Below are 11724 nucleotides of genomic sequence, written 5' to 3' on the forward strand. Positions count from 1 at the left end.
TCCCGGATCGGCTGTCGTCTATATAAACGAAGGCATAAATGAACACAAACTAATTTGACGAAGAGGTGTATTGAAAATGGCATTAACGTCCGCATTCACGAGCTTCAACCTGCCTGTAAAAAACGTAGAACAATCGAAAGCGTTCTTCACCGGACTCGGATTCGAGATCAACCCGCAATTCCCTGAGAATGAGAATTCGGTAGCCATCGTGATCGGCGACAACCTGCTGGTCATGCTGATCAATCAAACATTCTTTAATACGCTCACGGAGAAGGAATCCGTCGATACAAGAAAATATGCGCAGATGACGATCGCATTGGCCTTCGAGAGCCGGGAAAAGGTCGATGAAATCGTGAATACCGCGCTCTTCTTGGGGGGGGAAATACACGCTGAACCTGAAGATCATGGGTTCATGTATCATTGGGGCTTCGTGGACTTGGACGGTCATCTGTGGGCTATTAACTACATGAACATGGATGCGGCACAAAGTTAAGGCTAACGGAGCGTAATAGGGTTAAAAAGAAGAACGCCGGGAAATCTTCCCCGGCGTCTTCTTCGCGATGATTAGTTTTGTTCGGTATAGGCTTTGAAATTGTCCATGATTGCTTGCCAGCCTGCTTGCTGCAACTCGACGGGATTGGAGCTCTCCGCGTCGAACGTTTCAACGACCGTCGTCTCATTCCCTTGATCGACAAAAGCAATATCTTGCTCGCCTACCGGTCTGTAACCTGATGAACTCAAATATATGCAGATCGTAAGATCTTGAGTCTGCTGGGAATACTCGGATAGCAGACTTAACAGGGGGAACGCCAGTCTGGGGTTGGTACTTCACCGGAAGCCCAGTACTATCGGGCTCCTTTCAAACAATAAGCTCACAAAGGCAGGTTATTATACTTTTTCCTGCGCAGTGCGAGCGTCTACGTAATTGCACTTATGCGGTTGAACCGCCGTATACGAACCGTAGTACAGTGGTGTGAAAAGACGGCCTCTCAATTAGTGGATAGCTCCTACCCGATTAGAAAACAAGAGAACATTATTCATTAGACAAAATCCGCATGTAGCTTAAGACAAGTGAATCATAATAGCCGATTTGACCTGAAGTTCTAGACATTAGTTGGGCACCTTGTACGAAAGCAATAAGTGTTTTCGCTTGCTCCAAAGGCTCATTTGAAAAATTGAATTCGCCATCTGATTTTCCGTGACTTAGTACCTTCTCGATCCAACTCGTATTGGCATCAAAAAATATATTTAACTCGTTACGTATTTCGTCAGGAAAAGAATTCAGCTCAGCAGCCATCATTGAACACAAACAAAGTTTAGTATTATTTTCTAGTGTCTCTCGGTATAAATCAAAAAATGATTTTAGCTTTTTTTTCCAACTATTATCATCTTCATGGATTCGTTGAAGTTTATCTATGAACTCTCTACGGTAACGAATCAGTACAGCTTGGACAAGGTCCTTTTTAGTTGGAAAATGATAATGAATGCTCGCCTTACGAATTCCTATGGCTTCAGCGATGTCAGCGTAACTAAACCCGTTATAGCCCCGTTCTTGAACCAGGGTAAGGCCTGTATCCATAATATCTTGTAAAGTATTTTTCTTATTATTCATAATTGAAATCTACCATCCAGTAAATATACTGTCAAGATTCCCTCCATCCCCTCTTAGTTTTATAGAAAAGGCTGACCACCTAACGTGATCAGCCCATTCAAAGATTATTATCGAAGACGAGCAGTAACACCGCCATCCAAAGGCATTACTATACCGGTGATCCAAGAAGCCGAATCACTGGCTAGAAACAAGATGGCCTCTGCTACATCCATTGTTGTACCATTTCGACCGATGGGATGGAAGGCATTAAAGCTAGGCAATACTTCTGCTACTTGCTCCTCAGTCATGAACGTATTATAGATCGGTGTTTCAACGACTGCAGGTGCCACTGCGTTTACTCGGATCTGGTCTCCAGCTAACTCCACCGCTAAGTTTCTTGTCAATGCGTGTCTTCCTGCCATAGCTGCCGAATATGCAGCCGATGGAGTGGCTTCTACCGCTTGTATTGCCCACATGGAGCCAGTATTAACAATTGCTCCTCCACCTCTTTTTTTCATTTCCGGAATAACTGCTTGAGAAGGATAGAATGTTCCTTTAACAATGGTATCCAGGTACGATTGCAAATCCTCTGCTGTATGTTCAAGAAACGGTGTCGGATTAAATTTCCCAGTGTTGTTCACCAGTATGTCGACTCCTCCGAAAGCTTCTACAGCAGCTTGTACAAGTTTTCTCGATGTTTCCTGCAAGCTGATGTCGCCGGCTACAGCAATAACCTTCTTGCCCGAAGGATCAATTTCCAGAGCAGCTTGCTTGAGAACATCCTCGCGCCGGCCATTGATTACGACATTGGCTCCCTCTTCAAAAAAACGTTGTGCTGTTGTCTTTCCAATCCCTGTTCCTCCGCCAGTTACAATTACAGTTTTGTTTTCAAATTTCATTTTTGTGCATCTCCTTTATCTACTAATAGGTAGTTAGTCGATTTGATTTTGTTTTTATACATTAAGACTTTAAATACCTGCAAATTTATTATCAAGATTCATCATATGCATTCAAAGCATTCACACCATGTGCCATCGCAGATCCCGCCTTTAATGCTGTTGCCACCATAATTGCCTCAGCCATTTCTTCTTTGGACACTTGGGCCTTTTTAGCTGCTTTTACGTGAGCTTGAATACAGTATGGACATCCCGTAACGTGTGCAATCGCGATCGCTATCAGTTCTTTTTCCTTTACACTAAGCATCCCAGCTTTCATTGCCTGCACATCAAAATTGATGAAAGCTTTAAAAGCATCACCGGCTAGATTAGCATACTCATTGATTCGATCAAAGTAAGAAGCATTATACAGTTCATCATTACTAGCATTACTATCATAAGCGTTAAGAGCATTTACCCCGTGAGCCATTGCAGACCCCGCTTTTAATGCGGTAGCAACCATAATAGCCTCAGCCATTTCTTCTTTTGAAGATTCTGGTTTTATTTTATTGACATGGATTTCAATACAGTACGGACAACCTGTAACGTGAGCTACTGCAACAGCAATTAATTCCTTTAATTTAGTTGAAAGGAGTCCTTGGGCTAAAGCCTTTTGATCGAAGTTCACAAATGCCCGAAAAGCTACGCCAGACAAATTACCAAATTCCCCTAGCCTGTTTATATATGATTTTTTGTACAAGTTGTCTTTGCTCATCTTTATATTCTCCTATCATATGTTTTTTATAATATTTAGCTGAGTTGTTTAATTACCTCACTAGCAACTCTTTCAGCTGACTGAAGGGCTCCTTCAAGATGTCCACCTTGTCCGTAAGCTGTCTCGGTCCCAGCAAAATAGATATGTTGTACTCGATCTCCATCAAGTATTGGTCCATAATTCGGGAAATATTGAAGCGGAGCCGCATCCTCGTTAACAGCTATATTAGTGTCAGTAGACCAATCTTTATATAAAATCGCCTTTGTATTCTTTGAAAAAGGACCGAATAGCCGCGTTAATTGTTCCACAACAAGCTCAAGGAGTTGTTCCTGCCCCATATTTAGGCGCATTTCTGAAGGAAGGCTAAAAAAGCCAAACAGTGCGCCAGAATCAGGCGAAGGTGAAGCATCATGAATCTCCTGTAATGGACCGACCCAACTTGAAGCGAAGCCTGATAGACCATGATCACGCCAGAAAGGCTTTTCATATACAGCAATAACCTTAGCTTGGTTAGCCATCCAAGTTGGTTTATTCATTAAATTGGTTTTTACATTAGCCGGAAGTTCAGGCCAAAATGTAATATTTTGTTCAGCAACCCGTGGTGGTAAAGCAATTATCACTGAGTTACCATAAAAATCCCCTGCATTTGTTTGAACCATTACCCTATCATTGTTTTGATGATGAATAGAGATTACTCTTGTATTTAAATGAATTGCATCAGGTGGTAATGTAGCTGCCAACGCATCAATTAGAGACTGAGCCCCGCCTATAAACCTACGCGAGTACTCCATTGCGTCTGAAGACAAATTATGTTGTTCTGGTAATTCGTTTATAGATCGTTCTAACAGAACGCGTCCATCATTAAACTGCTCAAATGTGGCTAAACCGAGTTCTTCGACCAGTCGGTTCATGGCTGACTCATAACGCGGCCAGTACCATGTGGGTCCAAGATCAAATTTACCTAGTTCAGGTTTATCCTCGACTTCTACACTTAAGACCCTTCCACCAATTCGATCCTGAGCTTCCAAAACCGCACATTTAATTCCTTGTGAATGAAGTAAAGAAGCAGCCCTAAGTCCACTTAGACCCCCACCAACTATTATTACTGAGTCATCCATTCTATGTTTGCACTCCTTATTGATTCAGGTGAGCCCGATCGATCTACTTAGGCTGAAGGAAGTTTATCTGAGTCGGGCAGTAACACCGCCATCCAAAGGCATTACTATACCGGTGATCCAAGAAGTCGAATCACTGGCCAGGAATAAGATGGCCTCTGCTACATCCATTGTTGTACCATTTCGTCCGATGGGATGGAAGGCATTAAAGCTAGGCAAAACTTCTGCTACTTGCTCCTCAGTCATGAACGTATTATAGATCGGTGTTTCAACGACTGCAGGTGCCACTGCGTTTACTCGGATATGATCTCCAGCTAACTCCACCGCTAAGTTTCTTGTCAATGCGTGTCTTCCTGCCATAGCTGCCGAATATGCAGCCGATGGAGTGGCTTCTACCGCTTGTATTGCCCACATGGAGCCAGTATTAACAATTGCTCCTCCACCTCTTTTTTTCATTTCCGGAATAACTGCTTGAGAAGGATAGAATGTTCCTTTAACAATGGTATCCAGGTACGATTGCAAATCCTCTGCTGTATGTTCAAGAAACGGTGTCGGATTAAATTTCCCAGTGTTGTTCACCAGTATGTCGACTCCTCCGAAAGCTTCTACAGCAGCTTGTACAAGTTTTCTCGATGTTTCCTGCAAGCTGATGTCGCCGGCTACAGCAATGACCTTCTTGCCTGATGGATCAATTTCCAGCGCAGTTTGCTTGAGAACATCCTCGCGCCGGCCATTGATTACGACATTAGCTCCCTCTTCAAAAAAACGTTGTGCTGTTGTCTTTCCAATCCCTGTTCCTCCGCCAGTTACAATTACAGTTTTGTTTTCAAATTTCATTATGTGCATCTCCTTCTGATTTTATTAATCTACCTATCAGTAGGTAGATTAGGGTCACAACGATTATAATAGGATAAATATTAAAAGGAAATATTATTTATAACAATGAGTTTAACTGAATAAAAAATTATACATACTATTAACTTGCTCAGATAACTGTTCTAATCGAACAAAGCGATCTGTTCGGAGATACTCTTTGCCGTCAATAAAAATCATTATAGTAGGAACACTGAACACAAGAAATCTTTCGGCTACTTGTTCTACTCTACTCGCGTTTATGTGTCCTACATAGATTTGTGGATAGCTCTCAAGCATTATAAGCAGTTTTGGTAAGATTGCATGACATACAGTACACTCTGGTCTAGATACATAGAGTAGACAAAATTGGTGTTTTTTCAGAAAGCCTTCAATCTCATCTACAGAATTAATTTCGTGTAAAAAATCCTCATTTTCCTGCGGCATTCAGAATTTTATCCTTAAGCAACTCTTTTTGTTTCACACCGACCATTTGATCAATTAACTTACCATCCTTAAACAGAAGTAAAGTCGGAATACTTTGCACCCCGAATTGGGCAGCCAATTCTTGCTCAGCATCCACATTGACTGTAGCAATGTTCGCTTGCCCCACCATTTCAGTGGCTAGTTCTTCAACAATTGGGAGTTGCACTCGGCATGGTCCGCACCAAGAAGCCCAAAAGTCAACTAGAGAAACACCAGAAGTAATATATTCTTGGAAAGTATATTTAGTCAAAGCTGTTGCACCCATTAATATTCCTCCTCAACATAAAGTGGTTTACTCCATTCAATTAATCACTTGAATTACATTGATTTACAAAAGACCTCGTCCCCGATGACGAGGCCTTTGAGTTCTAATTAGAATGCTGCGTAAATTCTGACTTCAGGATCTGCTTCCAACAAATTCTTTAGACCAACTACAACATCGTTATTAAAAAGATCACTTTGCAGATAAGCTTTTGCATCGGCTTCACTGCTAAAGCAATGTAAAACCTGTACATCATCATCACGAACCAACAGCTCTTTTGTCAGAGCGCCATCAATTCCTTTTAAAAATGGTTCTTTGTACGTAGTGTACACTTTTGTTGCCGCATCACGGTTTGCCGGTTCAACCTTTAAAGTGATCTCTAGATATGCTTTTTGCATAATACTTACTACCTCCGTTTAATAGTAAATTAATGTATGAATAAATAATCAATATTCAAATATTCAATCATACAATTGAATTGTAGTGTATGAAATGATATCTGTCAATAATCTTCTACGTGACCTTTATATTAACAGCGAAAATCACTAATACTATTCATATAATCTATTAGGATATATTTAACACCGCACGGAACCGTGTCTTAGCGGCCATCATTTTCTCATAAGCTTCACTAGCTTGTTCCAGTGGAAAAACTTCGATCATCGGTCGCACATCAGTTAAAACACTAAAGCGAATAGTGTCATTAATTTCCTTTGCCTGTCCAGTAAACGAACCTCTAACCGTACGTTGCCCTCGCACGAAATCCATTGAAGTTAATTCCAAAGGATCACTCGAACCCGCGACTATGATAAGTTCTCCATCGGTTCCCAGTCCGTTGATTAGTGAAGATATAACTTTGGGATTAGGCGCTGTAGCCAAAATGACTTTGGCACCACCCAGGCTTTTTAAAACCTCAGCAGGATTTTCTTTTTCTAAGTCAATATAATGATTCGCTCCAAGTTTTCGAGCCAGTTTCTCTTTATCAATGCCACGAGAAATAGCAACCGTTCGAAAACCAGCCTTATGTGCATACTGAATAGCAAGATGTCCTAGGCCACCAATACCTGAGACTGCTACTAGGTCCCCAAGTCGTGCTTTACTGTTTCTAATAGCGCTAAATGTTGTTTCACCTGCACACATAAGAGGGGCTGCTTCAATAGAGGTAACTTCCTTTGGAATGCTTGTTAAATAATCCTCAAATGCAACCATGTATTCTGCATACCCACCATTCATGGTTAGACCTGTTACGTGACTATGGCCACCGTTATATCCGATACCCACACGATCTCCAATATTCCATTTTGTCGAGCCATCTCCAAGCTCTTCTACAATTCCGATTACTTCATGCCCTGGAATCTTGGGATAGGTTGGGGCACCTCCCATAATCGTTCTCGAGTCTCCATTGCATACACCGCACGCTTCAACCCGTAGGAGAACCTGACCCATCTCTGGTTGAGGTATCGGTATCTCGACCAATTTCATTTTTTCTCCCTTGGCTTGTATTTGCATCGCTTTCATCTTTCGCATGTTTTTTCCTCCCTTATCCTTACATGTGTAGTGCTTTATCAGCATACATCATTTTATTATATTGATCTATTGTATAATTGAATAATATAATAAAGGAATTTATCCTTGTTATAATTCACCATATTTAATTGGAATATACTTTCGTGAACTTATTGTATTAAACTAAAATCAACAAAAAAGAACACCATCCCTGATGTTCTTTTGAAGTATTTTTTATATTAGCTAGATCGCCATTCCAATACACTTTCTTCAATACGATATGCTTTGAATCCCCTCTTTTGTATTTTCTCAACAGCTTGGGTTGTGAACACACAATAAGGACCGCGACAGTAGGTCGCCATCTCGGTATTATCCGGTACTGTATCAAGATATGCATCGAGTTCTTCCATAGGTACTGAAAGGGCTCCATCAATATGCTCCGTCTCATATTCATCTCTCGGACGTACATCCAATACTACAAAATTGCCTTTATTCATCCGTTCTAAAACTTCCTGCTTAGAGATGGTGTGAACAGTATTAAAGTGTTGTTCAATGTCTTGTTTAATCCGTATCACATCAGAGAGCTGGTTCTCAGAAAGCTTCCATAGAGATACCATAAATTCAGCAACCAATGGGTTTGCTAAGGAATAGATAACATAGGTTCCTTTTTTTGAAAAGCGTACCAAATTGGCATCTAACAAAATCTGAAGATGACGCGAAACATTAGCGACATTCATTCCAGATATGTGAGCCAAATTTTCGACTGCCTTAGGTCCGTTTGCTAATATATTCAAAATTTCTAATCTTCGTTCGCTGGATAAACATTTTCCAATTCGGGCGTACTGCAAAAATAATTGTTCTTTATAAAATTCAGCAATTTGTTTATCATCCATAGGTGTTCAACCCATCCTTTTGTTCAACTATATAACTGACCATATAACGTTCTGATCTAAATTTCAAGTTTATTGAAAGTCACTGCATTAATCTTATTTTATCATAGTTGGACATCAATATTCCTATCAAATTTGCACAACCACTACTTGCCTCATCAATCTCTGCAGAACTTTACACCCGCAGCGGTGTATAACCGTCAGGCTTTGCTCTTATCCCCAAGCGAATAATGGAGGGAACTTCGTTCCCCTCCCGCGCCTTCGCTTGGGCTTTGCCCCCCACCTATTCCTCGGGTAGCGCTGACTTTGTAACTATTTTCACAACCTAAAGATATTAAATTCTCTGTCTTGACATCGTGTAGCACCATATTTTGCCTGCTGTGTTAGTGGTTCTAAATCCGTTCCCGCATACCTAGCTGTAAATTTGGGCACACACCAAGAAGCTTGAGGAGGAATTGTTTTATTCTTTTGTAGCAAACTATGGGCTGCAAATTCTTATTAAAGGGTCTGTTTTCTTAAATACGAATGCAGGAAAATTTGGATTCCATTTTTCGGTTTAATAGTTAAAGCATACAACTATTAGGATTTAAAAGGTGTACTTACTTCAGCACACTTCTATTTTAAGATATTGGACTAATCGTTGATTTTTGTCTAAAAGTAAATTGACATTTAAACAGAAACAGCATAAAGTTAAAGCATTCAATAAATTAGTTGAATAGACAGGAGGGGTTAGTTTGAACGAGAGAGAATTTAAAAATGTGTTATTTACGGAATTTTCTCGCATTGGTAAATGTCTATCTAGTCCGAAAAGAATAGAGATTCTTGATGTACTTACACAAGGTCCAAAATCAGTTGAGAGAATATCACAAATTACTTCTATGTCTATCGCAAATGTTTCGCAGCATTTGCAATCGCTCTATTACGCGAAGCTTGTCGATTATAAAAAGCGTGGAAATTTCGTCTATTATGAATTAGCCGATCCAGCTGTTTTGCATTTCTTGAACTCTTTTTATGATCTATCAGAAAAACAGTTAATTGAAATACAACACATAAAGGATCAATTTATGGGCCAATTTTTAGAAGTTGAAGCAGTGTCAATGGATGAATTACTAAGTCGCTTAGAATCTGGAGAGGTCACTCTTCTGGATGTACGACCAAACGATGAATATGAAGCAGCTCATATTCCAGGAGCAATATCGCTCCCAATTGAAGAACTGGCTGATCAGTTATCCGCTTTGCCACATGACACTAAAATTGTCGCTTATTGCCGTGGACCTTATTGTTTAATGGCTATTAAAGCTATTGAATTGCTTAAAGCTCAGGGATTTGATGCGTATCGTTTGGATAAAAGCGTTCATGAATGGAATGACTATGTAGGTAAGGAAGTGTTAGCTCCATGAAGTTAGGGATTATTCTCCAAACAAAAGAGTCCGAGAAAGCGTGGAATGCGTTTCGATTCGCTAACGCGGCACTAAAGAAACAACATAAAGTTAGGTTTTTCTTAATGGGAGAAGCCGTAGAATGTGAGTCTATTACCCATCCACAACATAATGTATTTGAACAAATGACAACTTTTAATGATCAAGGCGGAGAATTGTTGGCTTGCGGGGCATGCTTGAAGTCTAGAGAGTTGGAAGATTTAACTCAGTGTCCTATCTCCACAATGAATGATTGCGTAGAACTTGTTGAGTGGGCTGATAAGACGGTGACGTTCTAAAGTTGTTCAATACTATTAGCTCAATGCTGTGGAAGGATGTTTTTAATGCAGATCACGAAATCTTCAACTAAACAACAAGATATAATAAAAAGTTACATTGAATCACCTGATAAACAGAGGAAGCTGTATCGACGGACATTGATTACCGTGATTTTTTCCCAGATTTTTGGAGGTGCAGGACTTGCAGCTGGAGTAACTGTAGGAGCGATACTGGCTCAGGATATGCTTGGTAGAGATGACTTCACTGGTGTTCCGACAGCATTATTTACACTTGGTTCAGCAGCCGCAGCCTTGTTGGTCGGTAGAATATCTCAGAAGCATGGTAGAAGATTTGGATTGGGTTTGGGATTTATTACAGGTGGTATAGGAGCCATTGGCGTTATTATAGCTGCCGTTTTAAATAGCATATGGCTGCTCCTTCCCGCCCTTCTTGTTTACGGTGCAGGAACAGCAACCAATTTACAGGCACGCTATGCCGGTACGGATTTAGCAAACTCTAAACAGAGAGCAACGGCAGCAAGCATGGCTATGGTATTTACAACCATTGGAGCAGTAGCCGGACCGAATCTTGTTAACACAACTGGAGAGTTTGCGGTTTCAATTGGGATTCCAAGTCTAGGCGGGCCATTTATTTTAGCAGCAGTGGCATATATTTTAGCTGGTATTGTACTTCTCATATTTCTTCGTCCTGATCCGCTTTTGATCGCGAATGCTCTCGCCGTACATTCAGTTGATACCAAACAATATCCTGATCATCAATCGGAACAGTCTTTAGAGCGAAGAGGTGTAATTCTTGGGGCTTCGGTCATGATTTTAACGCAGATTGTTATGGTGGCCATTATGACAATGACACCTGTACATATGAAGCATCATGGACATGGGCTGGGAGATGTAGGTTTAGTTATAGGATTTCATATCGGTTCAATGTATCTCCCGTCTTTAATTACTGGGATATTGGTTGATAAAATTGGGCGCAAGATAATGGCTGTTGCTTCAGGTGTAACATTACTTACTTCGGGGGTTGTAGCTGCACTTGCACCTGCCAACTCCATGGTTATGTTAATAGTTGCTCTTTCACTTTTGGGATTGGGATGGAATTTCGGTTTAATTAGTGGAACTGCTTTAATCGTAGATTCAACTACGCCTGTGAATAGAGCCAAAGTACAAGGATCTGTAGATGTTCTAATAGCATTGGCGGGTGCCTCCGGAGGAGCATTATCAGGTATGGTGGTTGCACATTCGAGCTATTCAACTCTCTCTTATACCGGTAGTATCCTTTCTTTATTGCTAATTCCGATCATGTTTTGGCCGTATAAAAAATATCTTAAATGATAATAATAAGTCAAGCTAGAATTATAAATAACAAAAGAGCCGTTCACAAGAGTGAAGGGCTCATTGTTATTTTACCATATCTCCATTAATTTTTAATCCCGCAAAATGCTCTTCATCCGGTAATATTCTTCTTCCGTGATTTCACCTCTTGCAAAGCGTTCATCTAAGATTCTTCTTGGTGTATTGTCATTAAATCGTGAGTTCCCATTTCCCCTAACCCATCTTATCACCAAATAGATTACACCTACGATCAGTAAAAAATTGATGATTAATCCAAATATTCCAAATCCGAAGCCATAACCCATCATCATTTTCTCTCATCC

Annotated in this window: 16 protein-coding genes; 4 read left to right on the forward strand and 12 right to left on the reverse strand. The window is 40.5% G+C overall.

What is annotated here, in order from left to right:
- Positions 1-76: 76 nt before the first annotated feature.
- Positions 77-493: a VOC family protein gene (locus tag AC3WT9_RS03775; protein ID WP_492407334.1), complete on the forward strand. Its 417-nt coding sequence runs from the start codon at positions 77-79 to the stop codon at positions 491-493.
- 71 nt (positions 494-564) lie between these two features.
- On the opposite strand, the gene AC3WT9_RS03780 is transcribed toward AC3WT9_RS03775, so the two are convergent.
- The 11 genes from AC3WT9_RS03780 to AC3WT9_RS03830 form a co-directional block, all read right to left on the reverse strand.
- Entirely contained in the window at positions 565-741 is a 177-nt protein-coding gene (locus AC3WT9_RS03780) for an SRPBCC family protein (RefSeq protein ID WP_341093495.1), read from the reverse strand.
- A 292-nt stretch (positions 742-1033) separates the two neighbouring features.
- Positions 1034-1612, reverse strand: a complete 579-nt coding sequence (locus AC3WT9_RS03785; protein ID WP_341378769.1) for a TetR/AcrR family transcriptional regulator — start codon at positions 1610-1612, stop codon at positions 1034-1036.
- Positions 1613-1719: 107 nt separating this feature from the next.
- Complete coding sequence (locus tag AC3WT9_RS03790) at positions 1720-2490, reverse strand: SDR family NAD(P)-dependent oxidoreductase (protein ID WP_492407335.1); 771 nt, start codon at positions 2488-2490, stop codon at positions 1720-1722.
- 91 nt (positions 2491-2581) lie between these two features.
- On the reverse strand, positions 2582-3241 hold the full coding sequence (locus tag AC3WT9_RS03795; protein WP_342479891.1) for a carboxymuconolactone decarboxylase family protein: 660 nt from the start codon (positions 3239-3241) through the stop codon (positions 2582-2584).
- Between the two features lie 35 nt (positions 3242-3276).
- The gene (locus AC3WT9_RS03800; RefSeq protein ID WP_342479890.1) at positions 3277-4359 is read right to left on the reverse strand and encodes a flavin monoamine oxidase family protein; all 1083 of its coding nucleotides are present in this window, start codon (positions 4357-4359) and stop codon (positions 3277-3279) included.
- A gap of 63 nt (positions 4360-4422) precedes the next feature.
- Positions 4423-5193 (reverse strand): SDR family NAD(P)-dependent oxidoreductase, encoded by a 771-nt coding sequence (locus AC3WT9_RS03805; protein ID WP_341378763.1) that lies wholly within the window; start codon positions 5191-5193, stop codon positions 4423-4425.
- A gap of 111 nt (positions 5194-5304) precedes the next feature.
- Complete coding sequence (locus AC3WT9_RS03810) at positions 5305-5655, reverse strand: thioredoxin family protein (RefSeq protein ID WP_341093488.1); 351 nt, start codon at positions 5653-5655, stop codon at positions 5305-5307.
- A complete protein-coding gene (gene trxA / locus AC3WT9_RS03815) occupies positions 5639-5959 on the reverse strand; it encodes a thioredoxin (protein WP_341093486.1) in 321 nt (106 codons plus the stop codon). Before trxA ends, AC3WT9_RS03810 begins: the two co-directional genes overlap by 17 nt.
- 107 nt (positions 5960-6066) lie before the next feature.
- A complete protein-coding gene (locus AC3WT9_RS03820; protein ID WP_341378762.1) occupies positions 6067-6354 on the reverse strand; it encodes a hypothetical protein in 288 nt (95 codons plus the stop codon).
- Positions 6355-6523: 169 nt separating this feature from the next.
- The gene (locus AC3WT9_RS03825) at positions 6524-7483 is read right to left on the reverse strand and encodes a zinc-binding dehydrogenase (RefSeq protein WP_341093483.1); all 960 of its coding nucleotides are present in this window, start codon (positions 7481-7483) and stop codon (positions 6524-6526) included.
- Positions 7484-7701: 218 nt separating this feature from the next.
- Positions 7702-8355, reverse strand: coding sequence for a metalloregulator ArsR/SmtB family transcription factor (locus AC3WT9_RS03830; RefSeq protein ID WP_341093482.1), 654 nt, complete (start codon positions 8353-8355; stop codon positions 7702-7704).
- A gap of 731 nt (positions 8356-9086) precedes the next feature.
- On the opposite strand from AC3WT9_RS03830, the gene AC3WT9_RS03835 reads away from it, so the two are divergent.
- The 3 genes from AC3WT9_RS03835 to AC3WT9_RS03845 are packed head-to-tail and all read left to right on the forward strand — an operon-like array spanning position 9087 to position 11401.
- Positions 9087-9752, forward strand: coding sequence for a metalloregulator ArsR/SmtB family transcription factor (locus AC3WT9_RS03835; RefSeq protein ID WP_341378761.1), 666 nt, complete (start codon positions 9087-9089; stop codon positions 9750-9752).
- Positions 9749-10069 (forward strand): DsrE/DsrF/TusD sulfur relay family protein, encoded by a 321-nt coding sequence (locus AC3WT9_RS03840; RefSeq protein ID WP_341093479.1) that lies wholly within the window; start codon positions 9749-9751, stop codon positions 10067-10069. Before AC3WT9_RS03835 ends, AC3WT9_RS03840 begins: the two co-directional genes overlap by 4 nt.
- Positions 10070-10114: 45 nt before the next feature.
- Positions 10115-11401 carry an MFS transporter gene (locus tag AC3WT9_RS03845; RefSeq protein WP_341093478.1) on the forward strand — a complete coding sequence of 429 codons (1287 nt, stop codon included), beginning with the start codon at positions 10115-10117 and terminating at the stop codon, positions 11399-11401.
- 92 nt (positions 11402-11493) lie between these two features.
- On the opposite strand, the gene AC3WT9_RS03850 is transcribed toward AC3WT9_RS03845, so the two are convergent.
- A complete protein-coding gene (locus AC3WT9_RS03850) occupies positions 11494-11712 on the reverse strand; it encodes an SHOCT domain-containing protein (RefSeq protein WP_341093477.1) in 219 nt (72 codons plus the stop codon).
- Positions 11713-11724: the final 12 nt, after the last annotated feature.

The organism is Paenibacillus sp. EB106-06-01-XG199, assembly GCF_058791575.1.